The sequence below is a fragment of the Camelimonas fluminis genome, assembly GCF_014656355.1.
Lineage (GTDB): Bacteria > Pseudomonadota > Alphaproteobacteria > Rhizobiales > Beijerinckiaceae > Camelimonas > Camelimonas fluminis.
Map to the genome: position 1 here is coordinate 65,885 of NZ_BNCG01000016.1, position 26,421 is coordinate 92,305.

Below are 26,421 nucleotides of genomic sequence, written 5' to 3' on the forward strand. Positions count from 1 at the left end.
ACCCCGCCTCCCGTTTCAGGCGCTGTCCATAACAGCCTGTTGAACGTCCTGCTCCGTCACCGCAACCATGGGAAGGGCGATCTTGAGCGCCCGGGTTCTGACGCCTGGCGCCATCACCAGGATCACCGTCTCCGTCCCCGGGCAGGATGGATCACGGCAGATGATCTCGTTCACCGAAAACCGCGTTTCAGGATCGCCGCCGCAGGCCGTCGCCGCCCAGGCGCGGATGCGATCGCCAACAGCGCGATCCGGGGCGGGTTTCCTGCCGAACCAGGACATAGCCATGGCGACGCCCGATCAGACCGGCAGGGTGAGCAGGCCGCCAGCGCCGTCGGCGGTTCCAAACGCCAGCCGCTTGCCTTTGGCGTCCCACGCCATCGCCGTCACCGCGCCGCCGGCGGCCGGCATGCGCGCCATCAGTTCGGAATTGTCGGTCAGCCGCACCAGCATCACCGCCCCGTCGTCATAGCCGATGGCGACGATCAGGGCCCGTGGATGGAATGCGACCTGGGTCACCTTCGCCGGGCGCACGCCGCATTCGCGCGGCGCCTTGCCCATCGGGCCATCCTTGGCCTCGAACGGCCAGATGATGGCGGCGTCAGCGCCGGACGACGCCATCCATAGCCCGTCATGCGACCAGGACAGCGAACGCGGCTTGGCCGGGTAGCCCGACATGCGCATGTCTTTTTTATCGGCCAGCCGCCAGCCGTGCAGCATGTTCTCCTGCATGGAGGTGATGAAGAAGCGGCCATCCGGCGAGAAGCTGGCGTCGAGGTGCGAGCCTTTCCAGAACAGCGCCTCCGGCGCGGCGTCCGTGTTGGGGAACCACAGGCTGGCGCCGTTGTAATGAGCGAGGCCCAGCCGGTAGCCCTTTGGCGCGAAGGCAATGCCGCGCACGCTCGACGGCGCCTGCATGCGGCGCACGTTCCCTTTGGCGTCGCGCGCCGCCACCTGCTTGCCGCAGCTCCAGGCGATGGCGCCGCCGCTGGCGGCCACCGCGTCGATCCAGCGGCCTTTTTCATCGGCGATGGCCTGGGTTTCGCCATTCGCCAGCGTCGCGACGACCCGTCCGTCGTCGCCACCTGTGATGAAGCGGTCTCCGGCGCCGACCGCGGCCAGCACCGCGCCGCCCGGATGGGCATCGACGCGCCGCTCGCCGGCGGCGTCGCACAGCAGCACGCAGCCGTCGCCAAGGGCCAGCATCGCGGTGTCGCCAGCGAAGGCGGCGCCGGTCACATGCGCGCCCGCATCGAGCGGCCGCACATGATCAAGAAGGGAGGTCACGGCGCCTGTGGCCGTGGCGTTCGGGGCGGCAGAGGTCATGGATTCACCACCAGATCAAACGGCGCAGGCGCGGAACGCCTTTTCAATGGCTTCCCGATCCAGATCGCGACCGATCATCACGATCCTGGACGTGCGCTTTTCGTCAGGGCGCCAGTCGCGCTGCAAATCGCCGTCCAGCATCATGTGCACGCCCTGGAAGACGAAGCGCTTCGGCTCGCCGCGAAACGCCAGAATTCCCTTGGAGCGCAACAGATTGGCGCCCTCGCGCTGGGCGTAATCATTGAGCCAGGGCAGGAATTTGTCCGGATCGACGTCGCCGTCGATGGTCACCGCCACCGACTGGATGTCACTGTCGTGGTGGGCGTGGTGGCCCGCCTCCAGGAAGTCGGGCTCCAGCTCCATGATGCGGTCGAGATCGAAGGCGTTGCGGCCGAGCACGTCGTCGATGGCGACCTGGGCGTTCCGGGTGCGGTGCAGCCGGGCGTAGGGGTTGATGGCGCGCACCTGCGCCTCCACCCCGGCCAGTTCCTCTGGCGTCACCAGATCAGTCTTGTTGAGAACCAGCACGTCGGCGAAGGCGATCTGGTTATGCGCTTCCGGCGCGTCCTTCAGCCTCTGCCCCAGCCATTTGGCGTCCACCACCGTCACCACGGCGTCAAGGCGGGTGCGATCCTGCACGTCCTGATCCATGAAGAAGGTCTGCGCCACCGGGGCGGGATCGGCCAGGCCAGTGGTCTCGACGATGATGCCGTCAAAGCCGCCCTTGCGCTTCATCAGCCCGTCGATGATGCGGATCAGGTCGCCGCGCACCGTGCAGCAGACGCAGCCATTGTTCATCTCGAACACTTCCTCGTCGGCGCCAACGACGAGGTCATTGTCGATGCCGACCTCGCCGAACTCGTTGACGATGACGGCGAACTTCTTGCCGTGCGGCTCGCTGAGAATGCGGTTGAGCAGGGTCGTCTTGCCAGCGCCAAGGTAGCCGGTGAGCACGGTGACGGGAATCTTGCCGGACGCATCGGCGCCTGTATTCGTCTCGGGCATGTCTGGCATGGTGGCCTCCGGAAATGGCTCTGGCGCAAGGGCAACCCTGCGCCGCAGCGGCGTTGCGCTGACAGGATAAGGAGCGGGATGCGCCGGCAGCCGGCGCGCCGCTCCCCGATTGGCTGACACAGATATATTGGTCAGCGCGGCAAAAGTGAAAGCCCCGGCGTCCGGGAGACAGCCATGCTCCAGGCGCCATTCATGCTTCGAGATGCCGGCCAGGCAACGCCCGCCACACCAGGCCGCCCACCGGGCCGAGGCACAGCGACAGCACGTAGATCACCCCGGCGACGAGAATGATCGCCGGCCCGGCTGGCAGACCGTGGTGATAGGACAGCGCCAGGCCAAGCCATCCGGACAGCGCCGCCACGGCGATGGCGACAGCGGCCATGCCGGTGACCTGGCGCGCCCAGAAGCGGGCGGAAACCGCCGGCAGCACAATGACGCCCACCGCCAGCAGCGTGCCCAGCGCATGGAACCCGGCCACCAGGTTGAGCACCAGCAGCACCAGGAAAATCAGGTGCGTCGGCGCGCCGGCGCGGCTGACCGAACGCAAAAAGCCCGGATCAACGCACTCCACCACCAGCGGCCGCCACAGCGCCGCCAGAGTGAACAGGGTGATGACGGCCACGGCGCCGAGCAGAATCAACGTGGCGTCGTCCAGCGCCAGCACCGAGCCGAACAGCACGTGCAGCAGATCGACATTGGAGCCGCGCAGCGAGACGATGGTGACGCCGAGCGCCAGCGACAGCAGATAAAACGCCGCCATGGAGGCGTCCTCGCGCAACTGGGTGAGTCGCGCCACGGCCCCGGCCAGCAGCGCCACGACAAAGCCGGCGGCAAGACCGCCGAAGGTCATCGCCGGCAGCGACAGACCGTAGAGCAGATAGCCAATGGCGGCGCCTGGCAGAATGGCGTGCGCCATGGCGTCGCCGGTCAGGCTCATGCGGCGCAACATCAGGAACACGCCAACCGGCGCGCCGGACAGCGACAGGGCCAGCGCCCCCACCAGCGCCCGGCGCAGGAAGTCGAATTCGACGAACGGCCCGATCAGCCAGGCGTAAATGGCGTGCATGGTAAGGAAGCTATCCGGAACTGCGGGGTCTGGAATTGCGGGGCTTGCGCGCTGGATTGCGCGCCATGGCCTCAGGCGGCGCGGACACAGGGGGCGGCGTGAGGATCGGGAGCCTCGTTCATACGGCGCGCCCGCGCAAGATTGGCTTCGGTGAGCGCCACGTCGGTGGGCCCGTGGGCGATCAGTTCGCGCGCCAGCAGCAGGGTCTGCGGAAAGGAAGCGCGCACCAGCTCCAGATCGTGCAGGGCGGCGAGCACGGTGCGGCCCTCGTCGCGCCAGCGATGGATCAGCGCGGTCAGGTCAGCGACGGTGGCGGCGTCGAGGGCGTTGAACGGCTCGTCGAGCAGGATCAGCGCGGCGTCCTGCAGCAGCAGCCTGGCGAACAGGGCGCGCTGCAACTGGCCGCCTGAGAGCGCGCCGATGGGCCGGCTCTCGAGGCCGGTGAGCCCCACGGCGCGCAGGGCTTCGGCGATGCGCGGCGCATGACGGCGGCCGATGCGGCCAAACAGCCCGCAACGCTCCCATAAACCCATGGCGACCAGATCATAGACCGTGAGGGGAAAGCTGTTGTCCAGCGCCGCCGCCTGGGGAAGATAAGCGATCCGCCGCGCCGGAACGCCGCGCTGGATGACGCCGTCGAGCGGGCGGATCAACCCCGCCGCCGCCTTCAGCAGCGTCGATTTGCCGGCGCCGTTGGGGCCGACGATGGCGGTGAGCGCCCCGGGGGCGATCTGCAGATGCAAATGATGCACCGCCGGATGGCGGTCGTAGCCGAGCGTCACATTGTCGAAGCGCAGCACCGGCGGCAGTGGACGCCTCGCCGGCTGTGGCGGGGGGGAGACGGGGGCGACAACGGGCGCGCTCATGACCAGAGCACTCCGGCGATGGCGATCCACAACAACGCCGATAACGCCGCCGCCAGCAGCAGCCGCTCGGCAAGCGACGCCCGCATCAGCGAGAACCCCGGCTGTTGCGGCAGATTGCGGGCGGCGGGCGCGTGCGAATGAGCGTGCGCGTCGCCGTGGACGCGATCATGCGAGTGGCCGTGCGCATGGGAATGAGGGGTTTGGCCGTGGCTATACTGATCGGCCGCATGGACCGGCGCAAACCCGCCCCCCGACGCGGCCACGTCGCGCCCGGCCGCATCGGCCATCCTGATCCCTGCGCTGACGCCCGAACTCACAATCATTCCCTCCGCCCATCGTCACGGGCGTTGATGCAACGTTCCAATATTACAATATGTCGTCCCGCAACGCCATGGCGCCGGTATGGGCGAACAGCCTGAACGCCTGCGCCCGGGAGCGCCTGCGACAGGAGCAGCGCGCCGGCGCCCGGCGCGGCGCGGCCCCCGCATGGCCGTTGCAGACGCCGGCCCCGTCATGCCTGAGGGCGCCGGCGTATCCACATCTCAGCCCCGGTTGGGGAAATACTGGAAGAGCCAGGTTTCCGTCAGCACCCTGTCGCCCAGGCGCAGGTAGCAGCGCAGATCCACCGGATCCTGCCCCTCCGCCGAGAAATCGAACTGGGCCCGCCAGTGACCGGGGATGTCGTCCGGCACCGCTTCGGTGAAGATGTAGGAGAACTTGCCGCGCGAGGCGCTGAGCACGACCTCCGGCTTTTCGCCGAACTTCAAATCCTTCAGCGGTCCGCCGAGGAACTCGACCATGAACTTGCGCACGCCTTTCGGGCGCGGCTGGCCAGGCACGCCGCCATTGCCGAGGCGGGTGGCGACGCATTTCGCCAGGCTGTCCGGGAAGAAGGGATCGCCGTTGACCCAGTACAGGCGATAGCGGATGTCATGAGTCTGGCCGGGCGCCGTCTGTCCTGCCGGAACCCACATGGCGACGATATTGTCGTGAATCTCGTCGTCAGTGGTGAGTTCCACCAGTTCCACGGCGCCCTTGCCCCAGCCGCCGACCGGCTCGACCCAGGCGCTGGGCCGCCGCTCGTAACGCACGCCGTCGAGGTAATGATCGACATTGCGGTCGCGCTGCATCAGGCCGAAACCGCGCGGATTGTCGTCGGAGAAGGCGGAAGCAGTGATGTAGGGTGGATTGTTGAGCGGCCGCCAGATGCGCTCGCCGGACCCGGTCCACATGGCGAGGCCGTCGGAATCGTGCACCTCCGGCCGCCAGTCGGCCATGGTCGGCTTGGCGGTCTCGGAGAACCAGTACATGGAGGTGAGCGGCGCGAGGCCAAAGCGCGTCACCGCCTTGCGCACATTCACCGAGGCGGTGATGTCCATCACCACGTCGTCCTTGCCGCGCGTCATGTCGAAACGATAGGCGCCGGTGACGGAGGGGCCTTCCAGCAGCGCAAAGATGGTGACGGTGGGGCCATCATTGGTCGGCGTCTCGAAGTAGATCTCGGTGAAATCCGGGAACTCCTCGCCCTTGCCGGCCACGGCGGAATCGATGGCGACGCCGCGCGCCGAGAGGCCATACTGATACAGTCCGCCGATGGCGCGGAAATAGGACGCGCCAAGGAAGGCGACCCAGTCATTGGTCTGCCAGGGCTTTTCCTTTTGGTCGCCAAAGCGGCTTTCCTGGAAGCGGAAGCCGGCGAAGCCGGAATTTTCCTTCAGCTTCCGCGCCACGGAATCCTTCGGCATGTCGAAATAGCGCGGCTCGTAAATGATCTCGCGCGCCTTGCCGTCCTTGACCACGCGCATCCGCACCGGCCGCTGGAAGAAGCGGCCGAGGTGGAAGAAGGTCACCGGAAAAGCGCCGGGGCCATCAGCGAACAGCGCGTCCTGCGGGCGGAACTTGATCTTGCCATGCGCGTCATAATCGATGGCGTCGAGCACCGCCGGATCCGGCGACGCCGCCGCCTTGTACGGCTGCGCGGCAAGAGCCTTGGCGCGCGCCTTCAGCGCCTCGAAGGAGAACGGCGCCGGCGCCCCGAATTTGAGGCCGGCCTCAGCCAGCGCACCAACCGGAAAACCCGCCGCGGCGAGGGCGGCGGTGGCTGCTGAGGCAGTCAGAAACGAACGGCGGTGAAGCATGGGCAGGACATCGCTCCGGAAAATGCGGACGGCGGAAGGCCGGGAGCCTTCAGGCCTGGGGGGTAAAGCCGGTTGAACGGATATTGCGTCATCATCGTGGCCGACAATCGTCGCCCACGCCAGAAAACGGTTCCAGACCAGATCGGCCAGCAAAACGGTCCGGCGGAGAACCCGGGGGCTGGACGCGCCTGATCCGGCGCGCCTGGTCCGGGCCTGGGTCTGGAATCCAGGGGCCGGATCGTTTCCGGTCAGCATAGCGCCGGGACGGCTCCGTGGCTTCCTGTTTTGAGCGATTTCTGATCGGCCAGACAAGTCGCGCCTGCCCGGAAAGCGCTCTTGAAGCGCCTGATGATCAGGCGCGGGCGCTCAGCGCGGCGGCGTCAAGATGGGCGACCAGCCCCTCATCAAGGCCAAGGCTGTTCTTGAGGCGCGCCAGAAACGCCTGCTCGGCGGGGGTGTCCGGATCAACGGTCAACCGGGCCGCTTCATAGATTTGCGCCGCATGTTCCGGGCCGGTCGCCAGATCGGCCAGTTGCTCCGGCGACAGCGGGTTGGCGAAGGCGGCGTTCAGGAAATCCACCGCATCCTGGGGCAAGGCGGAACCAAGGGCGCCGGTGATCTTGGCCCGTTCCGCGTCATCGACCTGACCATCCGCAGCGGCGGCCGCGATCATGGCCTGCACCAGCGCCAGCGCGCCGTCATGGGTCTGGCTGGCCGCCTCGAAGCCGGAGCCCGCGGGCGCCGGGGCCGGCGTGCTGGCCTGGGTCTGCGCCGGAGCCGAACCGGCCTGCCATTCCTGCACGGCCTTGTAGGTGAGGCCGCCGACCAGCGCCGCGCCGCCCAGTTGCGCCGCCCGGCCCGAGACCGTGCGCCCGGCCTTGTTCAGCATCAGCCCGGCGAGACCGGCCAGAATGGCGGCCCCTTTCGGCGTCTGCGCGAAATCGATAGCCTGGCGCAGCAGACCGCCGGCCTGCGGACCGGCCATGCGGGTGACCGCGTCCTGCAACGAGCCTGCAAGACCTCCACCCTGTTGTCCGCCGGCCTGTTGCCCGCCGCCCTGGGCCTCGCCGGCTTGCGGAACCGGCGCGCCGGCCTGTCCCTGCCCCGATCCACCACCCAGCAGGCCGCCAAGCAGGTCGCCGAGCCCACCGCCCGACGCGCCGGTGGATGAGCCGCCAGATGAACCGCTTTGCCCACCGCCAAGCATCTTGCCGAGCAGACCGCCCAGTCCCCCCGCGGCGCCGCCTGTCGCCTGGCCTCCATCGGCAGCCTGGCCGCCGGTCAACTGTCCGAGAATGTCGCCGAGACCACCCCCCTGAGCGCCGGAATCACGGGCGACATTGCCCGGCTGGCCGGGCTGACCGCCCTGAGGATTGATGGCCGCGGCGCCGACAAGGGCGTCAAGGATTTGCCTGGCGTCGAACATCTGTATCGCTCCATTGCATGTGCAGCCCGATTTCTCACACCCGCTGTTGACGGTTTTGCGGCGCGCAGCGAGAAGCGCATCGGGCCATGGCTTTGGCTGCGACGCAAGAGCGCGCTGTCCAGCAGAGCGGCGCGCCCGGGCGGGCGGCGTCCCGGACGTCGTCAGGCTGACGGCTCCAAACACCGCTGGCGGAAAGGCGTTCGCCGCAACGTCAGGTTTCGTGGCAAGGCTCCCGGTCCCGCGGCGGCGCCGGATCACAAAGTTAGAAGCCGGGTGAGGAACGATGAAGCTTGGAGACATTGACGGAACAGTGGACGCCGTCGAGGCGCGCCGCCCCGCGGCGCCGGGCCGCGCCGTAAATTACGCCGCCGTCGATGTGATCGATCCCCACGGCGTCACCACCACGCTCGCCAATATCCGCGCCCTGCCGGAGATCGCCGCCCATATCCATGTGGGCGCGGCGGGCCGCTATTACGTGTATAATGTGGCCGGATTTCGCGGCGTTCACGGTTTTCGCCCGGTCAATGGCGCGCCCGTGCATGCTTTTCCGCGCAGTCCGGCATGGATCTGTCTGGGGATCGCCATCGTTAACCTGCTGTGGATCGGCTGGCGGGCCAACGGCGGCGGCGGCCTCTCGCTGTTCTCCCTGGCGCCGTTCTTGCTGGCCTGCCTGCTCTACGCAGCCCTGCGCCGCGCCGCCAGCGACGCCGCCGCCCGCGTCAGCAATGACGCCCGTCCGGTGGTGATACCAGGCCAGCCGGCGCCAGATTCCCGACCTCCGGACGGAAACGGAACAGTCGTCAATTAATATCAACTTGTTGACATTTATTTCTGCGCGTGGAAACTCGCTGGCAAGGCGCGGCCAGGCGACAACCTTTGGGTTGGGCCATCGCCAGACAACAGTAAAAAATCCGGTTCCGGAGAACATCCGGCGGGCGTCGCACGGTCGGGGACCTGTGCGCCATGGGGAGGACGGCGTAATGAAAACTGCATACAAGAGTCTTTTGGCCGCAACGGCCCTTGGCGCCGTCTGGAGCGCCGGCGCGTTCGCCGCTGACCAGGGGCCGGTGAAAATCGGCGTCCTCAACGACCGCGCGTCGGTCTATTCCACCATCACCGGCGAGGGCTCCGTCGTGGCCGCGCGGATGGCGGTTGAAGACTTTGGCGGCAAGCTGTTCGACAAGCCAATCGAAGTCGTGGCGGCTGACCACATGCACAAGCCTGACGTCGGCGCCTCGATCGCCCGCAAATGGTTCGACGTGGACGGCGTTGGCGCCGTGTTCGACATCTATTCCTCGGGCGTCGCCCTCGCCGTGCAGAAGCTGGCCGAGGAAAAAGACAAGATCCTCGTGGTCTCGATGGCCTCCAGCCGCGACATTTCCGGCAAGAACTGCTCGCCTAACGGCATGCAGTGGGCCAATGACGGTTATTCCGTCGCCAATCTGACGGTGAAGGGCAGCACCACGCCAGCGCGCAACACCTGGTACTTCCTCACCGTCGACTATACCGCCGGTCATTCGATCGAAGGCGATTCGAAGAAGATCATCGAGAAGAACGGCGGCAAGTTCCTCGGCGCCGTGCGCTTCCCGCTGAACACGGCGGACTTCAGCTCCTTCCTGTTGCAGGCGCAGAATTCCGGCGCGAAAAACATCGCCCATATCGGCGGCGGCGCTGACCTCATCAACGGCATCAAGCAGGCCGATGAATTCGGCATCAACGCCAATGGCCAGCAGTTCGTGCCGTTCTCGCTGACCACCGTCGACGTCTATGGCCTCGGCAACAAGGCGACGGCCGGCATGCCGGCGGTGCTCAGCTACCACTGGACCGAATCCCCGGAAGCGGCGAAGTTCGCGGAGCGCTTCAAGGCGAAGTTCGGCAAGATGCCAGCCGACCCGCAGGCCAATGTCTACAGCGCCGTGACCCATTACCTGAAGGCGGTGAAAGCCGCCGGCACGACGGAAAACAAGGCCGTGCTGGCCAAGATGAAGGAAACGCCGGTCAACGACTTCTTCACGAAAGACGCCAAAATCCGCGCCGATGGCCGGCTGATGCGCGACATGTACTACGCGACGGTCAAAAAACCGGAAGAGATGAAGGACAAGGACGACCTGCTGACGCTGGTGAAGAAATATCCGGCGGAAGAGGTTTTCATCCCGGCCAGCGAGAGCGAATGCAAGCTGCTGAACCCGAAGGCCGGCGAGAAGAAATAACCGCCCCCCTGGACAACGAAAAAACCGCCGGTTTCCCGGCGGTTTTTTTATTCGGCGGTGTCTGGCGAAGCTTCAGAGAAACTGCTGCGCCAGCTCCTCCTTTTTCACCTTGCCGGTCGCGGTCATCGGCAGCGCCTCCACCACCCGCACTTCCGGCAGCTTGTAGACGGCAAGGCGCTCGCGACAGAAGGCCAGCACGTCGGCGGCTTCAACGCCGTCTTCCGGCTTCACCATGACGAAAGCGACCGGCACCTGGCCCTTGTCCGGATCCTCGCGGCCAATGACGCCGCTGCCGATGACCGAAGGATGCTGCCCAAGCACCGCCTCGATCTCCGTCGGGAACACGCTCATGCCCTTGACCTTGAGCATTTCCTTGCGCCGGCCGAGGAACAGGATGAAGCCCTCCGCGGTAATCATGCCGAGGTCGCCAGTGCGCAGCCAGCCGTCCCTGATCTCGCCGGCCGTGCCGCCGGGGCTGTTCCAGTAGCCCTTGAGCAGCGACGGCGTACGCACGCACAGTTCGCCCTCCTCGCCGAGCGGGATCAGCCGTTCGCTACCGAATTCCAGAATCTTGAAATCGGTGGCGCCGGTGGGCAGGCCGCAGAACACCTGGCGGGCGTTCAGGTCGAAATCATTGTCCTGAAATCCGCGCGTGAACGTGTCGAACGAGTGGGTCTCGGTCATGCCCCAGGCGGCTTCGCGCAGGGTTGTGCCCGTCAGGGCGCGCCAGCGCTCACGGAAAGGAACGTTGAGCTTCTTGACGAAGGAGGCCACCACCGCCTCGCGCAGCGAGGTCAGGTCGTGTTTGCCCGCATCGGGGCTCTCCATGATCTCGACGGCGTTGTCGACCACCATCGCGGTGACGGTCACCTTGTAGCGCTCCACCTGGGCCATCCAGGCGGCGGCGTCCCAACGGGCGAGCAGCACGCAGGTTGCGCCCGCGACCAGCGGCGCGATGACGCCCACGTCCTCGCCGGCAATCCAGAACACCGGCCAGAAATTGATGATCACATCGTCCGGTCCAATGGAGGCGGTGATGCTGCACATGCTGGCGCCGGTGAACAGCATGTCGCGCTGGGTGTGGATGCACCCCTTCGGCAGGCCGGTGGTGCCGCCGGTGTAGTTGAGGGCGGCGACGTCATCCAGGCTGACGTCCACGACGGGCGGCGCGCCGGTTTCCGCCACCATGGCGGCCATGAAGTCGACGACGCCCGCCGGCAGATCGACCAACGGCGCGTCCAGGCCGGCGGGAACGGGACCGAACGGCGCTTCCGGCAGGAAGGCCGACACGGCCGTTGCGAAGACATGGGTCAAACCGGTCTGGCTGCGCGCCGCATCCACCACCGGCAGCAGGATGTCCTGGGCGATGAGGATGCGCGCGCCGGTGTCGTTGAGTTCGTAAACCAGCTCCGACTCACGGAACATCGGATTGATCGGCGCATGGATGGCGCCGAGCTTCAGAATGGCGTGGAAGGCGATGAGGAACTGCGGACAGCTGGGCAGGAACACGCCAACGGCGTCGCCCTTGCGCACGCCGGCGCCATGCAGCACGGCGGCGAAGCGGTCGCTCAGCCGGTCCAGTTCGGCGTAGGAAATCTCGCGGCCATAGAAGATGATCGCCGCCTTGTCGGGCGTGCGCCGGGCCCATTCGCGCAGATAATATGTGAGCGTCTGCTCGCCGAGTGGAAAATGCTGCTGGCGCGGAACGCCCTGTGGCCAGCGCGCCGCCCACAGGGCCCGGACGTGCTCAAGGTAAGCGGCCTCATTGGCCAGCCAGGCGGCGTTTTGCTCCTGTGTGCTCATGGCGTCATCCCCCGCGGTCCACGCCTTCCGGCTGGAACCTCAATCGCTCGCCGGCGCTGCTCCGGCTGTTCTTGCGAGAACCGGCGGCGCGAACGGCCGCCGGAAACTGGCGTCAGCTTGTCATGCTCTGGCAGGCCTTGCCAACGGCCTCACCACACGTCGACGCTCGGCCGCTTCTTGCCGGCGCGCGGGGCGACGGCGGGCAGCGACCTGAGGCCGCGCAGGATCCAGCGGCGCGTATCCACCGGATCGATCACGTCGTCGACCTCGAGGAAGGTGGCGCCGGAGAGCGCCTTGTTCTTCTCGTATTCGGCCGCGACCATGGCGTCGAACCACGCCTTGCGTTCGGCGGGGTCTTCAATCGCCATCATCTCCTTGCGGTAGGCCAGCTTGACGCCGCCCTCCAGGCCCATGGCGCCGAACTCGCCGGTGGGCCACGCCAGGGTGAAGAACGAGGAATGGCCGCCGCCGCCAGCCATGGCCAGGGCGCCAAGACCGTAGCCCTTGCGCAGCACCACCGTGAACATGGGAATGGTGGCGTTGGCCGCCGCCACGAACATGCGCGACACGTGCCGCACCTGGGCGGTGCGCTCCACCTCCGGCCCCACCATCATGCCGGGCGTGTCGCACAGCGACAGCAACGGAATGTCGAAGGCGTCGCAGAGCTGCACGAAGCGCGCCGCCTTGTCCGCCGCGTCGGAATCGATGGCCCCGCCCAGCACCTGGGAGTTGTTGGCGATCACGCCCATCGGCCGGCCCTCGAAGCGGACGAGGGCGGTGACCATGGCCTTGCCGAAACCGGCGCGCAGTTCGAGCACCGAATCCGTATCGGCCAGGGTGGCGATGACCTCGCGGATGTCATAGGCGCGCAGGCGGTTTTCAGGAATCGCCCGGCGCAGCAGCCGCTGGTCGGCGCAGGTCCAGTCCCGGGTGCGGCCCTGGAAATAACCCAGATATTTTTTCGCCGCCGCGACGCCGTCGGCCTCGTCCCTCACCACCAGATCGATGACGCCGTTCGGCGCCTGCACCGACACCGGGCCAACGTCCTCGGGGCGGAAAACGCCAAGGCCGCCGCCTTCGATCATCGCCGGGCCGCCCATGCCGATGTTGGCGTTGCCGGTGGCGATGATGAGATCGCAGGCGCCGGCCACCGCCGCGTTGCCGGCAAAACAACGTCCGTCGACGATGCTGACGGTCGGCACCAGGCCGCTGAGCTGGCCAAAACGGGTGAAGGTGGTGGTGTCGAGACCAGCCGGGGTCGGCCATTCATCGCCGGGGCGGCCGCCGCCGCCTTCGGCGAACACCACCATTGGCAGCTTCCATCTGGCCGACAGCTCCAGCAGCCGGTCCTTCTTGCGGTGGTTGATAACGCCCTGGGTGCCGGCGAACACGGTGTAGTCATAACCCATCACGGCGCAACGGGCGGCGTCTTCATCAAACAGCGCGCCGTTCACCGAACCAAGGCCGGTGACCATGCCGTCGGCCGGGCTCATCTTCAGCAACTCGTCAAAGCTGCGGCGCTGGCGCTGGGCGGCCAGGGCGAGGCCGCCGTATTCGATGAAGCTGCCGTCGTCGACCAGGTCGGCGATGTTCTCGCGCACGGTTCGCTGGTTGGTCTTGCGCCGCCGCGCCACCGCATCGGGGCGGCGATCGTCATAAAGAATGGCGTGGCGCTCCAGCGCCTCGGCCAGATCGGGGCGGATATGATCGAGATCAATCTCCTCCTCGACCGCCGCCTCGCCGCCGCTGACCTCGCCGGGCGTGAAGAAAGCCAGCGGATGGCCCTCGAACACCGTGTCGCCGGCGCTGACCAGAACCTGGGCGACCACGCCGGCTTCTGGCGCCGCCACCACATGCTCCATCTTCATGGCTTCCAGCACCAGCAGCGGCTGGCCCTTGCGCACCTCGGCGCCAGGAGCAATGTCGATGCTGACGATCGTGCCCTGCAGCGGCGCGCTCACAGCCGCCATGCCCTCCGGCGCGTCGATGGCGTCGCCCGGCTCCGGCGCCGCATCGGCGACCGCCTCTGGCCCGGCGCCGCCGAACACCGCCAGCGGATCTAACTCCTTTGACGACCGGATCTTGCCGCGCCCGCCGGGCGCGCCAGCGGCGCCCTTGTGGAACAGGTCGCCCTGCACCGTCACATCCGGCCCGACCAGCTCGCCAATATGCTGCTCAAGGAAGCGGGTGCTCACCGCGTTGGCGATGAATTTGGGGTGATCAAGCAGCGCCCGCAGGAATGGCATGTTGGTGGCCACGCCCTCGATGCGGAACTCGCGCAGGGCGCGCAGCGCGCGGCGCACGGCCTCGTCATAGTCGGGCGCGCGGCTGTGAACGATCAGCTTGGCCAGCAACGAATCGTAGCGCGGGCTGGTGACGTAGCCGACGTAGCCAAAGGTATCGACGCGCACGCCGGGCCCCGACGGCGGATCGAAGGCGTCGAGCCGGCCGCCGGACGGGCGCGCCTCACCCTCCGGCGTGATCGTCTCCATATTGATGCGCAACTGGATGGCGTAGCCGCGCGGCTGCAGGCCAGCGGCCAGTCCCAGATCAGCGAGACGCGCGCCGTCGGCGATGCGCAGTTGCGCCTCCACCAGATCGACGCCGTAAACCTCTTCGGTCACCGTGTGCTCGACCTGAACGCGCGGGTTCACCTCCATGAAGGCGAAGTCAGTGGAATCTGGCGCGGCGTCGCCGGGCACGAGAAACTCGAAGGTGCCGAGGCCGGCGTAACCGACCCGCTGCGCCATGCGGATGGCGGCGTCGCAGACGGCGGCGCGCATCACCGGCGACAGGGTCGGGCTTGGCGCGATCTCGACGATCTTCTGGTTGCGGCGCTGGATGGTGCACTCGCGCTCGCCCAGATGGATGACGTCAACGCCGTCGCCCACCACCTGCACCTCGATATGGCGCACGTTGGGCAGATAGCGCTCCACATAGACGGAATCGTCGCCGAAGGCGCCCTTCGCCTCCGACCGGCAGCGCCGCCAGGCGTCTTCGATATTCTCGAAGCGCGTCACAGCGCGCATACCGCGACCACCACCGCCGGCGATGGCCTTGATCATGATCGCCGCGCCGTCGCCATGCGCCTCCTGCTGGGCGCGGAAGAACGACTGGACTTCTTCCAGCGTCGCCGCGCCAGTCGTGCCAGCGAGCAGGGGCACGCCAGCCTCGATGGCCAGCGCCCGGGCTTTCGCCTTGTCGCCGAACAGCTCCAGCAACTCGGGGCGCGGGCCGACGAAGACGACGCCCTCCTCGGCGGCGCGGCGGGCGAAGGCCGCGCTCTCCGACAGAAACCCATAGCCAGGATGGATGGCGTCGGCGCCGCTCGTTTTCGCGGCGGCGATCAGGCTTTCGATATCCAGATAGGCGGCGGCGCCGACGCCATCCAGGGCGACGGCTTCATCGGCGGCGCGCACGTGCAGGGACTTCGCGTCGTCACTGGCGTAGACGGCGATCGACGCGACGCCACAACCGGCGGCGGCGCGGGCGATGCGGATGGAGATTTCACCGCGATTGGCGATCAGCAGCCTGGAAATACGCGCGCTGGAGAGACTCATTGGGGTTTCCCGTCCGGACAGCCGGCTGCTCCTGGAGAAGCGACGGCCACAGTGCTTTTTCAGATTTAAGGTTCAGATTTTGCCCGAGCCTAGGAGCGATCGGCGATTACGTCAATATATTGACACGTATTCCAGGGTCGCCTTTTTTCTCCGTTTATCCCCGCCCGGGCCTGTGACGTGACAAGACGCTGTCACGTCGGGCATACTTGTCAGGATCAAAGCATTTCCGGGACAGGCGGCGTCCATGTCCGCGACGGAAGCGCATAACCAGGGCATGAAGCGCGTGGGCTGACCGGGCGGCGCGCGAACGTGTTTCAGGGAAGCAGAACAATGAACAAGCCGGATTTACACGGCGTCGGGGGGGCTGGTCCGTCCGGGCGCGCCGTGCACGGGCAACAGGTCGCGCCGGATCATGACATCAACAACAGGCTGTTTTTCCGCCTCTGCCAGGCCGCCAACCAGTATGAGCGCACCGCTCATCGCGAACTGAACATTTCCGCCATCCAGGGCGTCGTCCTCGGCGCGCTCTCGCGCTACATGCCCGACGGCATCGCCTTCTCCAGTTTCGTCGACTACATCGCCGTGAGCCGGCAAAATCTTGACGCGGTGCTGAAGCGCCTGGAGAAGCTCGGCTATGTGGAGCGGGTGGAGAACCGCCGCGACCGCCGGGTGCGCATGGTGCGGTTGACCCCGGCCGGCGAACGGGCCTGGGAAACCCTGGGCGGCCGCACGGTGGAGTTCTTCAGACACGCCGCCGCTGGCATTTCGCCGGAAGAAAAGATCGCCTTCACCGCGACGCTGGCCAAGGTCACCCGCAATTTGCGCAACCTGCGGATGGTCGCCGACGGTCGCGAAGACCTGCAAGGGGACGACGCGCATCACGGGGACGACGCGCATCCGGACGTGGGATCCGCCGACGGGCTGCGCGATGACGCGGCGCGCGCCAGCGACTGACCGCAAAATACATCAATGAATTGACACAATAACCACGACACGGCACATTCGCCTGCGGAAGTTCTGGCCACAGAAGCCACGCAGCAGGAAACGCCATGTCCGAACAGATCATCGGGACTCCGTCCGCCCAGAATTCATCGGTGCAGGATCCGCGCGCGGAGAACCAATACCCGCCGGACTCCCGTGTGCCCGCCCGCGACGCCTGCGTGCTGCGTTACGTGCTCGAGCGTCGCGCGGTGGAGCAGCCGGACCATCCTTTCCTGCGTCTCGCCGACGGGTCGGCGATTTCCTACGCCGCCATGCGCGACGACGTGATCGCCATCGCGGCGGCGCTGGCGAAGCTGGGCGTCGCCCAGGGCGATACGGTCACCGTCTGGCTGCCGAACAGCGTCGACATGATCCGCGTCTGGTTCGCCATCAACTGGCTGGGCGCGACCTATGTGCCGATCAACGTCGCCTATCGCGGCAATCTGCTGGCTCACGTCATCGCCAACGCCGGCTCGCGCGTCATCGTCGCCAGCCCTGATCTCGCGCCCCGCCTGGCGGACGTGGACCGCGCCGGTCTGACCACCTGCGTCACCGTTGGCGGCGACGTGGAGCCTGGCCTTGCCATTCCCGGTCTCGATATCCTCTCCGGCGCCGTCGCGCTGGCGGGCGACCCGGCGACGCTGCCAGCGTTGCAGCGGCCAATCGAGCCGTGGGACGTGCAGTCGATCATCTACACCTCCGGCACGACCGGCCCCTCCAAGGGCGTGATCAGCAGCTACGCTCACCTGTTCCACATGAGCGGCCGGGAAGCCTGGCCAACCGTGGACAGCACGGACACCTTCCTGTTCTACGGGCCGCTGTTCCACGTCGGCGGCACCCTGCCGGTGGTGGCGATGCTCAATCGCGGCGGCTCCGTGGGCATGGCTGGCGATTTCGTTACCGACAGGTTCTGGGATCATGTGCGGGCGACGCAGGCGACGGTGACCATCCTGCTCGGCGTGATGACCACCTTTGTCGCCAAGGCGCCGCCGTCGCCGCAGGACCGGGAGCATTCCCTGCGCAAGGTGGTGATGATCCCGCTCGATGAGAACTGGCGCGCCTTCAAGGAGCGGTTCGGCACGGAAGTGACGACGCTGTTCAACATGACCGAGATCAACGTGCCAATCGTCTCCGGGCCTTCACCGGCCAAGGCGGGGACCTGCGGCCGGCCCCGCGCCGGCGTTGAGGTGCGCATTGTCGATGACCACGATTGCGAGGTCGGGCCCGGCGAAGTCGGCGAACTGATCCTGCGCACCGACGCGCCATGGGCGCTGAATTCCGGTTACTTCAAGAATCCGGAAGCGACGGCGCAGGCGTGGCGCAACGGCTGGTTCCACACCGGCGACGCTTTCCGCCGCGACGGGGACGGCGATTTCTTCTTCGTTGACCGCAAGAAGGACGCCATCCGGCGGCGCGGCGAAAACATCTCGTCGTTCGAGGTGGAAGTGGAGGTGCTGGCGCACCCGGCGGTGCGTGAGTGCGCCGTGGTCGCCGTGCCCAACGAGACCTCGGAGGACGACGTTCTGGCCATCGTCGCCCCGACGCCTGGCGCGACCATCGATCCGCTGGAGTTGCTGGAGTTCCTGCGCCCCCGCCTCGCCCATTTCATGCTGCCGCGCTACATCCGCGTGTTGCCGGACTTGCCGAAGACGCCAACCCAGAAGGTGGAGAAGCACGTGCTGCGCAGCGCCGGCGTCACTGGCGAGACGTGGGATCGTGAAAAAGCCGGCGTGAAGGTGACGCGCGAAAAGCTGCGCGGCTGACGGCAGGCCGTCGCCAGCCAGTCCCCACAGGGCGGTCGCCATATGGGCCGTCTTGCCGTCGACATACACTATACATACAATATGCCCGTTGACGAATGAGGGGATATTGTATGGCGCGGCGAGATGCAGATTCCGGCGACAGGCGTGGCGATGGCCCGTCTGACGACGTCTGGTCGCCGGCGATCAACCGCAGCAGCGGCCCGCTGTATCTGTCCATCGCCGACGCCATGCAGGCGGATATCGCCCGCGGCGCCCTGGCGGCCGGGACCCGCCTGCCGTCACAGCGCGCCCTGGCGGCGCGCCTCGGCGTCGATTTCACCACGGTGACGCGCGCCTATACGGAGGCCCGCAGCCGGGGCCTGATCGACGGCAAGGTCGGCCAGGGCACCTGGGTGCGCGAGCCCGGCGGCGGCGACAGGCCAGCGCCGGACGCCGCGCCGCCGCGGCGCCGCGTCGGGCAGCCCCCGCAAGGCCGCCCGCCGGAACGCGCGCCGGAGCGGAGCGGCCTCATCGACATGAGCATGAACCTGCCGCCGCCGGTTGGCGACAGTGAGCTGGCCGCGCGCATGTGGGACAGCATCGCCGCCATCGGCCATGAAGGCGGCGCCGACCTGATGATGCGCTATCAGGAACCCGGCGGCGCCTTTCAGGACCGGGAAGCCGGCGCCCTGTGGCTGGCCCCGCGCCTGCCCGGCGTTGATCCGGCCCGGATACTGGCCTGCCCGGGCGCCCAGAGCGCCCTGCTCGCCGCCTGTCACGCCCTCTGCGCCGCGGGTGACGCAATTGCCGCCGGAACCCTGGTTTACCCCGGTCTGATCGCGGCGGCGAAAGTGCTGGGCCTGCGCCTGTTGCCCATCGCCATGGACCGCGAAGGCCTGCTGCCGGATGCGTTCGCACTTGCCTGCAAGACCGGGACGCCGCGCGCGCTTTACTGCAATCCTACGCTCAGCAGCCCCACAACCCGCACCATGTCGCTGCAACGGCGCCAGGCGCTGCTCGCGATCGCGGCCGACCATGGCGTGGCCATCATTGAGGACGACGCCTATGGGGCTCTGGCCCCTGACGCGCCGCCGCCACTGGCCCGGCTGGCGCCCGGGCGCGTCATCCATATCGCCGGCATGGCGAAATCCCTTGCCCCGGCATTGCGCGTCGCATGGGTGGCGGCCCCCGACATCCGCAGCGCCACCCGCCTCGGCGGGGCCATTGGCGCGACAACGCTCATGGCTTCGCCGCTCACTGTCGCCATCGCCGCCGCCTGGATTCGCAATGGCGTGGCGGATGCGGTTCGCGACGCCATCCGCGCCGAAACCGCGGCCCGCGTGGCGCTGGCCCGGCGCATCCTCCCGGCCGAATGTGTCGCGGCCGACAGCAACGCCTTCCACCTGTGGCTCGAAGCGCCGGCGCCGTGGCGCGGCGTTGATCTGGCCGCCCGGCTGCGTGTCGCCGGCGTCGCCGCGGTTCCCTCAGAGGCCTTCGCCATTGGCCCCGCGCCGCAGCAGGCGCTGCGTCTCGGCCTCGGCGTGCCGGCGCGACGCGGCGATCTGGAGCGCGGCCTGCATATCGCCGCCGACATGCTGGCCCGGGAACCGGAATTCGCGCCTGGCGTGGTCTGACAGCGGGAGGCCAGGGCTTCGGCCTGCGACAAACGCGCCTGGCGCGCCGCCGCGTCGTTGACATACATTCCATTCAATATACATACAATATCATGCATGCGGGCGCCTTGGACCCGGGTGCATTGCGGTTCGCTGGGCCAGCGCGCACGATCGGGGCCAGAGCGGATGGCAACCTGCGTTTGAAAAGGCGCATTTCCTGGCGTAGACGCGCGGACCGGAGCGCTTTCCAGCGACACTCGCTTCCAGCACGTCCAGCATCTGCGCGACAAGGCGATTGCCGGTCCGGTTTGAACCGCTCCCGCCTGGCGTCGCCCGGAAATGCCCGACATGAGGAACTGGCGATGTCTGACGGGACCTACTGGCCGCCCCTCCCCCCTTCCAGCACCGGACCGCGCGGCCTTTGTCCCCGCTGTGGCCAGGGCCACCTGTTTACCGGCTATCTGAAGCTGGCGAAGAAGTGCGAGGTCTGTGACCTCGACTATTCTTACGCTGACCCGGCCGACGGCCCGGCGTTCTTCGCCATCTGCGTCACCGGCATCCTGATCAGCGCTTTCGCGGTGTGGCTGGAAGTCGCCTATACGGCGCCTTATTGGGTGCATCTGGTGACGACCATGCCGCTGATGATCATCGGCTGCATCCTGCCGCTGCGACCGCTCAAGGGCTGGCTCGTCGCCAGCCAGTACTTCCACAAGGCCGAGGAAGGACGTCTCGCCGGCGCCTCCGGCCACTACCAGCTGAGCGACGCCCAGGGCGGCTCCTGGCCGAAAGGCGCGAAGGAATAAGGCTTGCGCCAAGCCTTGGACCTCATCTTGGCCCCAAACGTGCAGCGCCTCGGGCGCCTGCGCGCAGCCAGCGCCCCGACGGCGTGACGCGGGGGTGGTTGATCAAGGCGCGCGCCGGCCGCTTGCCGGGCTCGCCATCCCTGGCGCCCGCTCGGGGCAACGCCTGCCCCCCGGCGCCAGTGATCCTGGCTCCGCCATACGCCCCCTCCATACACAGCGGCGGTGCGGCCGCCTCCGCTGTCTGGCCGCCCGCAATCCGCCGGACCAGACGCTCTCGACCAATCGGCGTCAGGCGGGCATTCTTGTGGATGTTCATCCGGTTCAGCTTCCTCGCTTGGAACCGGATGGACAACCTATGGAAAGCTCACATCTAGCGGCAGACCAGCCGCCCGTCGTCGTTGGCGATGTCCCGCCCCCGCGCACACCAGCTCACCGCCGTCGTCGCCTCGCCCCAACGCCCCTTGCGATCCTGACATGAAGCGCGCAGCCAACCGGCCACGACGCGGATATCCTTGCAACTGGCCATATACGAGCCATATGGGGCGGCTTCCGCAGCGACTGGCGCACTGGCCCAGACCAGCATGATCGCCGCCATGCACAGGAATGGAATTTTCACAACGCCCCCCAAAAAACGCCCCGCTATCCGGGGCGCCGCGCGGAAACTTCCGCGCCGCATGATGTTGCGCAAGCGGCGCCGCCCGCCAACGGAACGGGCGGTCGGCCGATCCATCCGCCAGGATGTGCTGGCGACGCCCGGCCCGGCCTGCTACGATAGGAACGAACAGGAAACGCTGGCGGTCTGGCCGGCGTCATTTCGCGGCGATTGACGGCCCGCGCCGTAGTCCACCCACCCGCAACACACATTCCGCTCCGGCACAGGGGCGGGATGCGCTTCCGGAGCCGGCGATGCATGATCCGCAGCCGACATTCTACGAGTTTTTTGCTGGCGGCGGCATGGCCCGCGCCGGCCTCGGAGACGGCTGGCGCTGCGCTTTCGCCAATGATTTCGATCACAAGAAGGCCCTGACCTATCAGGCCAACTGGGGCGCGCCAGGCGTCATCCAGGTCGGCGACATCCGCGCTGTCGGGATTGATTCGCTGCCAGGCGTGGCCGATCTGGCCTGGGCGTCGTTCCCCTGCCAGGACCTGTCGCTGGCCGGCGCCGGCGCCGGGCTGAAGGGCGCCCGCTCGGGCACGTTCTACGCTTTCTGGGATATCGTCCGCGCCCTTGCGGCGGAAGGCCGGGGGCCGCGCGTCGTCGCGCTGGAAAACGTCACTGGCGCGCTGACCTCGCATGGCGGTCAGGACTTCGCCGCCATCTGCCAGACCTTCGCAGATAATGGTTACGCCTGCGGCGCTCTCGTCATCGACGCCGCCTTGTTCGTGCCCCAGTCGCGTCCGCGGCTGTTCGTTGTCGGCGTGCGCAAGGATCTGCCGCTGCCGCCAGGCCTGATCGCCCCGGACGCGCTGGAGCCATTTCACACCCGTGGACTGCGGGCGGCGATGGCCCGCCTGTCCGACGCGGCCCGCGCCAACTGGCTGTGGTGGAACGTGCCGACGCCGCCGCGCCGCAACCAGGGCTTCGCCGATCTGGTTGAGGACAATCCGGCCAGCGTCGCCTGGCACACGGAGGCGGAAACCCGGCTGCTGCTGTCGCGCATGTCGCCGGTCAATCTCGCCAAGGTGGAAGCGGCGCGCCGCGCCGGGCGCCGCATGGTGGGCGCCATCTACAAACGCACCCGCACCGACGCCAGCGGCGCCAAGGCGCAACGGGCCGAAGTTCGCTTTGACGACGTGGCGGGCTGCCTGCGGACGCCAGCCGGCGGCTCCAGCCGCCAGGTGATCATGGTGGTCGACGGCGACCGCATCCGCTCCCGCCTGATTTCGGCCCGTGAAACCGCCCGCCTGATGGGCCTGCCAGACGAATACCGCCTGCCGCGCAATTACAACGAGGCCTATCACCTGACCGGCGACGGCGTCGCCGCGCCGGTGGTGCGCCACCTGGCCCGTCATCTGTTCGAACCGCTGCTCGGCGTCGCCGCGCAGTCCGCGACGGCTTCGGCCAACCAGTCCGGGAGTGGAGGCCAGGCTTGAGTGGGGACGGCGAAATGGGGGCGGCCATGACGCAGCGCTACGCCATGCCGGATTGCGATGCGCCGCTGCTGTTCCCCGATCTGGCCACGCCAGCGCATCAGGCCATGCCAACGCCGCAGCCCCTGCCTGACCGGCGCCCTGACGCCGGCCGGGACAACGACGCCGCTCCTCCCTTTGAAACCGATGACCTGCGGCGCAATCTGACGATCTTTCTGGATACGCCCTTCGCGGACGCCGTCACTGGCGTCACCCTGCCGGTCGGCAACTGGCGTTGGGGCGTTTACGCTTTCTACGATTATGACGGCGAGCCGATCTATGTTGGCCAGACCAACGAACGCCTGCGCACGCGGATCCGTCGTCACCTCACCAACCAGCGCACCGATGCGGTGGCGATGTCGGTGCTCGATCCGTTCGAAGTGTTCGAGATTGAAGTTTGGCCGCTGCCACAGTTTCAGGACATGAGCCGCACCGACAGCCGGGCGGCCCGCGACGCGCTCAACGCCCTGGAGCACGCGGTTTATCTGGCCGCTATCGCCGGCAGCGCCTTTGGGGCCGTGCTCAACGAGAAAGACCCGCCGACGCCGCGCGTCGCCATGACGCCCCCGCCATCGCTGCGCGGCGGCATCGTCTCGGACGCCGTCGCCGCCATCCGCTCCCACCCGGATTTCCGCATCGCCCGCCGCGCCCTCGTGATCGCCCGGCTGGCCCAGGTGATCTCGGAGCGCAAGGCGCCTGGCGGTCTGCGCCGGGTGCTGACCACCCAGGCCCGCCGGCTACAATGGCTGGCCGAGCGACGCTATCAGGCGCTGGGCGGCGCGGCTAATGTTGACGTCGCCGATGACGCCGAAGAAACCTGAGAGCGCGCCGTCGGCCGAACGCAGCCGCATCATGCGCGCCGTGCGCTCGGTTAACACCCGGCCCGAGATGACCGTCCGGCGACTGCTGCACGCCATGGGTTATCGCTACCGGCTTCACCGCCGCGATTTGCCGGGCGCGCCAGACATCGTCTTTCCGGGCCGTCGCAAGCTTATCTTCGTGCACGGCTGCTTCTGGCATGGCCACGACTGCGCCCGCGGCGCCCGCGCGCCAGCCGCCAATGCCGACTACTGGCGCAGCAAGATCGCCCGCAATGTCGCCCGTGACGCCGATCACCTCGCCGCGCTGCGCCTGGCGGGGTGGGACGTGCTGATTGTCTGGGAATGCCAGCTCAAAGTCCGCGAACGTCCGGCCCTGACGGCGTTGCTGCGGGATTTTCTGGAAGATGCGACCACGCCCGTGGACGCCCCGCCGGCAACGGCCCCCGCAGCCCTCCCTGAATGATCCTGGATCAAGATACGGTGATCCTGGCCATTTCCGGCGCGGCTGCGACTGGACCCGTGGCGATGCGCGACCAACAAGGGGTTGTTACAAGCATCCGGATGATTTCATGAACGCCAACACACCCCGCCCTGTCTCCAATCTGACGCTTGCGCTGTATTATCTCGCCATCTTCGTTGGCGGCGTCGTGGCGCTCAACGTCCTGTATCTGCTGATCCAGGCATTCTTCCACTTCAGCCCGTCGAATGGCGCCGCCATGGCCTTCCTGCTGATGGTCGCCTCCGCCGGCAGCGTTGGTCAGATCTGGTACAGGCGCGAACACGTCCGCCCCCATGGCGCCCGTGCGTGGCGGGTCGCCCTGCTGTGTCTGATGGCGACAATCCTTGTTCAGGCGCTACTGGTCGGCGTTTTCTATGTGGCCGCCGGAATGCCAGACAATCCCCTGCGCGGCGTGCGTCCGAATGAACAGCTGTTGCTGGCCGGCGTCGGCGCCTTTGTCCTGTTGCTGGAGCTGGCGCTCATCCGGCTTGGCCTGTTCATGGGCGGCCGTCAGGCGCAGAAGAAGGACAGGCGGGTGATTGCCGGGACCTTCGAGTAAGCCGCTTTACACCAGATCGCCGCGAGGACGCCGACGCATCCCCGACCTGCAAAGCTCATGCAGGCGGGACGCATGTCCTTGCTGGGCCTGCCTTGCGCAGCTTGGGCTTTACCAAAAGCCAAAATGCCAGCCTCATTGGCTTTTGGCATTAGCGACCACGGTCACGGCGCGCGCGGGCCGAACATGATGATGGCTACGCCCGCCAGACACACTGTCGCGCCGAACGTGTCCCAGCGGTCGGGGCGGACGCCCTCAACGCCCCACAGCCACAACAGCGACGCCACGATGTAAACTCCGCCGTAAGCTGCATAAGCCCGTCCCGCAGCTTCGCTGTCGACCAGGGTCAGCAACCAGGCAAAGGCCGCCAGCGACGCCAGCCCTGGCGCCAGCCACAGCGGGCTCCTTCCCAGCTTCAGCCAGGCCCAGAAGGCGAAACAGCCGGCGATTTCAGCGAAAGCCGCGCCAATATAGGCTGCAATGGTCATTCGTCCTCCTTTGCCCATGCGCTGCTCATCACCCGCCAATTGCGTTTGCGCAAGATGCTGTTTGCGCCCCAGCGCTGGCGAAGCGCTTCGCGCCGGGCCACATGGAGGTTCGATGGCCTGCACCATGTGCGAGCCCCAGGGATGATGAGATCATGAAGAAAATCGGCTTCCTTTCATTCGGGCACTGGTCGCCTTCGCCGCACTCAGGAACCCGTTCGGCCGGCGACGCCCTGTTGCAGTCGATCGACCTTGCGGCGGCTGCCGAGGAGCTTGGCGCGGACGGCGCCTATTTCCGCGTCCACCATTTCGCCCGCCAGCTGGCCTCGCCGTTTCCGCTGCTCGCCGCTGTCGGCGCCAGAACCAGCCGGATCGAGATTGGCACCGCCGTCATCGACATGCGCTATGAAAACCCGCTGTACATGGCTGAAGACGCCGGCGCCGCCGATCTGATAGCCGGCGGCCGCCTGCAGCTTGGCCTCAGTCGGGGTTCGCCGGAGCAGGTCATCGACGGCTGGCGCTATTTTGGCTACGCGCCAGGCGATGGCGAGAGCGACGCCGATCTCGGCCGCCGGCATGCCGAGGCCTTCCTGCAAGCGCTGAAGGGCGTGGGCTTCGCCCAGCCCAATCCACGTCCCATGTTCCCCAATCCGCCCGGCCTGCTGCGGCTGGAGCCCCACTCACCGGGACTGCGGGAGCGGATCTGGTGGGGTTCTGGCTCCAACGCGACGGCGATCTGGGCGGCGAAGCTCGGCGTCAACCTGCAAAGCTCGACGCTGAAGGACGACGAGACAGGCGAGCCTTTCCATGTGCAGCAGGCGAAGCAGATCCGCGCCTATCGTGAGGCGTGGAAGGAAGCTGGCCATGCGCGGGAGCCGCGCGTTTCAGTGTCCCGCTCGATCTTCGCCCTGGTCAATGATCAGGATCGCGCTTACTTCGGCAACGGCAAGGATGCGGATTCGATCGGCTATATCGATGACAACACCCGGGCCATCTTCGGCCGCTCATACGCGGCGGAGCCTGAACGGCTGATCGAGGAGTTGCGCAAGGACGAGGCGATCGCCGAGGCTGACACCCTGCTGCTGACCGTTCCGAACCAGCTTGGCGTGGCCTACAACGCGCATGTGATCGAGGCCATCCTGAAGCATGTTGCCCCGGGCCTTGGCTGGCGGTGATTGGCGCGGGGCACGCCTCCGGGACGGGCCCCTGGCCACCCTTGTTCGGGGGGTTATCCTGATTGTCTGGCCATTGGGGATGCGTTGTGACGTGGGTGTTTTCCTGAACGCAAAAACCCGCCGCTGATGCGACGGGTTTGTTAGTATCGGTGGTTGCGGGGGCTGGATTTGAACCAGCGACCTTCAGGTTATGAGCCTGACGAGCTACCG

23 protein-coding genes are annotated in these 26,421 nt (G+C 67.3%); 11 read left to right on the forward strand and 12 right to left on the reverse strand.

Annotated features, from left to right (window positions below; all coding sequences use genetic code 11):
- Positions 1–15 precede the first annotated feature (15 nt).
- The 8 genes from IE243_RS15720 to IE243_RS23795 all read right to left on the reverse strand — a co-directional run bounded on the left by IE243_RS15720 (position 16) and on the right by IE243_RS23795 (position 7,833).
- The gene (locus tag IE243_RS15720) at positions 16–285 is read right to left on the reverse strand and encodes a hypothetical protein (protein ID WP_308432060.1); all 270 of its coding nucleotides are present in this window, start codon (positions 283–285) and stop codon (positions 16–18) included.
- Between the two features lie 12 nt (positions 286–297).
- A complete protein-coding gene (locus IE243_RS15725; RefSeq protein ID WP_191320342.1) occupies positions 298–1,323 on the reverse strand; it encodes a WD40 repeat domain-containing protein in 1,026 nt (341 codons plus the stop codon).
- Positions 1,324–1,338: 15 nt separating this feature from the next.
- Positions 1,339–2,337: a CobW family GTP-binding protein gene (locus IE243_RS15730; RefSeq protein WP_373301708.1), complete on the reverse strand. Its 999-nt coding sequence runs from the start codon at positions 2,335–2,337 to the stop codon at positions 1,339–1,341.
- 190 nt (positions 2,338–2,527) lie between these two features.
- A complete protein-coding gene (locus IE243_RS15735; RefSeq protein WP_191320343.1) occupies positions 2,528–3,403 on the reverse strand; it encodes a metal ABC transporter permease in 876 nt (291 codons plus the stop codon).
- A gap of 71 nt (positions 3,404–3,474) precedes the next feature.
- Positions 3,475–4,269, reverse strand: a complete 795-nt coding sequence (aztA, locus tag IE243_RS15740) for a zinc ABC transporter ATP-binding protein AztA (RefSeq protein WP_191320344.1) — start codon at positions 4,267–4,269, stop codon at positions 3,475–3,477.
- Positions 4,266–4,556 (reverse strand): hypothetical protein, encoded by a 291-nt coding sequence (locus tag IE243_RS15745; protein ID WP_191320345.1) that lies wholly within the window; start codon positions 4,554–4,556, stop codon positions 4,266–4,268. The genes aztA and IE243_RS15745 overlap by 4 nt, the downstream gene beginning before the upstream one ends.
- Before the next feature lie 255 nt (positions 4,557–4,811).
- Positions 4,812–6,407, reverse strand: a complete 1,596-nt coding sequence (locus IE243_RS15750; protein WP_191320346.1) for an OpgD/OpgG family glucan biosynthesis protein — start codon at positions 6,405–6,407, stop codon at positions 4,812–4,814.
- 352 nt (positions 6,408–6,759) lie between these two features.
- Positions 6,760–7,833, reverse strand: a complete 1,074-nt coding sequence (locus IE243_RS23795) for a tellurite resistance TerB family protein (RefSeq protein ID WP_191320347.1) — start codon at positions 7,831–7,833, stop codon at positions 6,760–6,762.
- A gap of 283 nt (positions 7,834–8,116) precedes the next feature.
- On the opposite strand from IE243_RS23795, the gene IE243_RS15760 reads away from it, so the two are divergent.
- A complete protein-coding gene (locus IE243_RS15760) occupies positions 8,117–8,641 on the forward strand; it encodes a hypothetical protein (RefSeq protein WP_191320348.1) in 525 nt (174 codons plus the stop codon).
- A 172-nt stretch (positions 8,642–8,813) separates the two neighbouring features.
- On the forward strand, positions 8,814–10,043 hold the full coding sequence (locus IE243_RS15765) for an ABC transporter substrate-binding protein (protein ID WP_191320349.1): 1,230 nt from the start codon (positions 8,814–8,816) through the stop codon (positions 10,041–10,043).
- A 72-nt stretch (positions 10,044–10,115) separates the two neighbouring features.
- Here IE243_RS15765 and IE243_RS15770 read toward each other — a convergent pair whose 3' ends face one another.
- Both IE243_RS15770 and IE243_RS15775 read right to left on the reverse strand, forming a co-directional pair.
- Positions 10,116–11,846: an AMP-binding protein gene (locus tag IE243_RS15770; RefSeq protein ID WP_191320350.1), complete on the reverse strand. Its 1,731-nt coding sequence runs from the start codon at positions 11,844–11,846 to the stop codon at positions 10,116–10,118.
- A gap of 149 nt (positions 11,847–11,995) precedes the next feature.
- The gene (locus tag IE243_RS15775) at positions 11,996–15,406 is read right to left on the reverse strand and encodes a carboxyl transferase domain-containing protein (protein WP_191320351.1); all 3,411 of its coding nucleotides are present in this window, start codon (positions 15,404–15,406) and stop codon (positions 11,996–11,998) included.
- Positions 15,407–15,736: 330 nt separating this feature from the next.
- Between IE243_RS15775 and IE243_RS15780 the strand changes: the two genes are divergently transcribed.
- The 4 genes from IE243_RS15780 (at position 15,737) to IE243_RS15795 (ending at position 20,545) form a co-directional block, all read left to right on the forward strand.
- On the forward strand, positions 15,737–16,360 hold the full coding sequence (locus IE243_RS15780) for a MarR family winged helix-turn-helix transcriptional regulator (protein ID WP_191320352.1): 624 nt from the start codon (positions 15,737–15,739) through the stop codon (positions 16,358–16,360).
- A gap of 95 nt (positions 16,361–16,455) precedes the next feature.
- Entirely contained in the window at positions 16,456–18,150 is a 1,695-nt protein-coding gene (locus tag IE243_RS15785; protein ID WP_191320353.1) for an AMP-binding protein, read from the forward strand.
- 110 nt (positions 18,151–18,260) lie between these two features.
- Positions 18,261–19,763, forward strand: coding sequence for an aminotransferase-like domain-containing protein (locus IE243_RS15790; RefSeq protein ID WP_191320354.1), 1,503 nt, complete (start codon positions 18,261–18,263; stop codon positions 19,761–19,763).
- A gap of 341 nt (positions 19,764–20,104) precedes the next feature.
- On the forward strand, positions 20,105–20,545 hold the full coding sequence (locus IE243_RS15795) for a DUF983 domain-containing protein (protein ID WP_191320355.1): 441 nt from the start codon (positions 20,105–20,107) through the stop codon (positions 20,543–20,545).
- A gap of 370 nt (positions 20,546–20,915) precedes the next feature.
- On the opposite strand, the gene IE243_RS15800 is transcribed toward IE243_RS15795, so the two are convergent.
- Positions 20,916–21,161, reverse strand: coding sequence for a hypothetical protein (locus tag IE243_RS15800; protein WP_191320356.1), 246 nt, complete (start codon positions 21,159–21,161; stop codon positions 20,916–20,918).
- Between the two features lie 290 nt (positions 21,162–21,451).
- On the opposite strand from IE243_RS15800, the gene IE243_RS15805 reads away from it, so the two are divergent.
- From IE243_RS15805 to IE243_RS15820, 4 genes are all read left to right on the forward strand, one after another.
- Positions 21,452–22,639 carry a DNA cytosine methyltransferase gene (locus IE243_RS15805; RefSeq protein ID WP_191320357.1) on the forward strand — a complete coding sequence of 396 codons (1,188 nt, stop codon included), beginning with the start codon at positions 21,452–21,454 and terminating at the stop codon, positions 22,637–22,639.
- A 26-nt stretch (positions 22,640–22,665) separates the two neighbouring features.
- Positions 22,666–23,496, forward strand: coding sequence for a GIY-YIG nuclease family protein (locus IE243_RS15810; RefSeq protein ID WP_244643213.1), 831 nt, complete (start codon positions 22,666–22,668; stop codon positions 23,494–23,496).
- Positions 23,477–23,959, forward strand: coding sequence for a very short patch repair endonuclease (locus IE243_RS15815; RefSeq protein ID WP_244643214.1), 483 nt, complete (start codon positions 23,477–23,479; stop codon positions 23,957–23,959). The genes IE243_RS15810 and IE243_RS15815 overlap by 20 nt, the downstream gene beginning before the upstream one ends.
- 106 nt (positions 23,960–24,065) lie before the next feature.
- Positions 24,066–24,554 carry an ABZJ_00895 family protein gene (locus IE243_RS15820; protein WP_191320359.1) on the forward strand — a complete coding sequence of 163 codons (489 nt, stop codon included), beginning with the start codon at positions 24,066–24,068 and terminating at the stop codon, positions 24,552–24,554.
- A gap of 161 nt (positions 24,555–24,715) precedes the next feature.
- Here IE243_RS15820 and IE243_RS15825 read toward each other — a convergent pair whose 3' ends face one another.
- Positions 24,716–25,039: a YnfA family protein gene (locus IE243_RS15825; RefSeq protein ID WP_191320360.1), complete on the reverse strand. Its 324-nt coding sequence runs from the start codon at positions 25,037–25,039 to the stop codon at positions 24,716–24,718.
- Positions 25,040–25,191: 152 nt separating this feature from the next.
- Between IE243_RS15825 and IE243_RS15830 the strand changes: the two genes are divergently transcribed.
- Positions 25,192–26,211: an LLM class flavin-dependent oxidoreductase gene (locus IE243_RS15830; protein ID WP_191320361.1), complete on the forward strand. Its 1,020-nt coding sequence runs from the start codon at positions 25,192–25,194 to the stop codon at positions 26,209–26,211.
- Positions 26,212–26,421: the final 210 nt, after the last annotated feature.

Excerpts from the sequence above, each read along its gene's own strand:
- IE243_RS15720 (WP_308432060.1), bottom strand. The coding sequence starts at position 285 with ATGGCTATGTCCTGGTTCGGCAGGAAACCCGCCCCGGATCGCGCTGTT.
- IE243_RS15725 (WP_191320342.1), bottom strand. The coding sequence starts at position 1,323 with ATGACCTCTGCCGCCCCGAACGCCACGGCCACAGGCGCCGTGACCTCC.
- IE243_RS15730 (WP_373301708.1), bottom strand. The coding sequence starts at position 2,337 with ATGCCAGACATGCCCGAGACGAATACAGGCGCCGATGCGTCCGGCAAG.
- IE243_RS15735 (WP_191320343.1), bottom strand. The coding sequence starts at position 3,403 with ATGCACGCCATTTACGCCTGGCTGATCGGGCCGTTCGTCGAATTCGAC.
- aztA (WP_191320344.1), bottom strand. The coding sequence starts at position 4,269 with ATGAGCGCGCCCGTTGTCGCCCCCGTCTCCCCCCCGCCACAGCCGGCG.
- IE243_RS15745 (WP_191320345.1), bottom strand. The coding sequence starts at position 4,556 with ATGGCCGATGCGGCCGGGCGCGACGTGGCCGCGTCGGGGGGCGGGTTT.
- IE243_RS15750 (WP_191320346.1), bottom strand. The coding sequence starts at position 6,407 with ATGCTTCACCGCCGTTCGTTTCTGACTGCCTCAGCAGCCACCGCCGCC.
- IE243_RS23795 (WP_191320347.1), bottom strand. The coding sequence starts at position 7,833 with ATGTTCGACGCCAGGCAAATCCTTGACGCCCTTGTCGGCGCCGCGGCC.
- IE243_RS15760 (WP_191320348.1), top strand. The coding sequence starts at position 8,117 with ATGAAGCTTGGAGACATTGACGGAACAGTGGACGCCGTCGAGGCGCGC.
- IE243_RS15765 (WP_191320349.1), top strand. The coding sequence starts at position 8,814 with ATGAAAACTGCATACAAGAGTCTTTTGGCCGCAACGGCCCTTGGCGCC.
- IE243_RS15770 (WP_191320350.1), bottom strand. The coding sequence starts at position 11,846 with ATGAGCACACAGGAGCAAAACGCCGCCTGGCTGGCCAATGAGGCCGCT.
- IE243_RS15775 (WP_191320351.1), bottom strand. The coding sequence starts at position 15,406 with ATGAGTCTCTCCAGCGCGCGTATTTCCAGGCTGCTGATCGCCAATCGC.
- IE243_RS15780 (WP_191320352.1), top strand. The coding sequence starts at position 15,737 with ATGAACAAGCCGGATTTACACGGCGTCGGGGGGGCTGGTCCGTCCGGG.
- IE243_RS15785 (WP_191320353.1), top strand. The coding sequence starts at position 16,456 with ATGTCCGAACAGATCATCGGGACTCCGTCCGCCCAGAATTCATCGGTG.
- IE243_RS15790 (WP_191320354.1), top strand. The coding sequence starts at position 18,261 with ATGGCGCGGCGAGATGCAGATTCCGGCGACAGGCGTGGCGATGGCCCG.
- IE243_RS15795 (WP_191320355.1), top strand. The coding sequence starts at position 20,105 with ATGTCTGACGGGACCTACTGGCCGCCCCTCCCCCCTTCCAGCACCGGA.
- IE243_RS15805 (WP_191320357.1), top strand. The coding sequence starts at position 21,452 with ATGCATGATCCGCAGCCGACATTCTACGAGTTTTTTGCTGGCGGCGGC.
- IE243_RS15810 (WP_244643213.1), top strand. The coding sequence starts at position 22,666 with ATGACGCAGCGCTACGCCATGCCGGATTGCGATGCGCCGCTGCTGTTC.
- IE243_RS15815 (WP_244643214.1), top strand. The coding sequence starts at position 23,477 with ATGACGCCGAAGAAACCTGAGAGCGCGCCGTCGGCCGAACGCAGCCGC.
- IE243_RS15820 (WP_191320359.1), top strand. The coding sequence starts at position 24,066 with ATGAACGCCAACACACCCCGCCCTGTCTCCAATCTGACGCTTGCGCTG.
- IE243_RS15825 (WP_191320360.1), bottom strand. The coding sequence starts at position 25,039 with ATGACCATTGCAGCCTATATTGGCGCGGCTTTCGCTGAAATCGCCGGC.
- IE243_RS15830 (WP_191320361.1), top strand. The coding sequence starts at position 25,192 with ATGAAGAAAATCGGCTTCCTTTCATTCGGGCACTGGTCGCCTTCGCCG.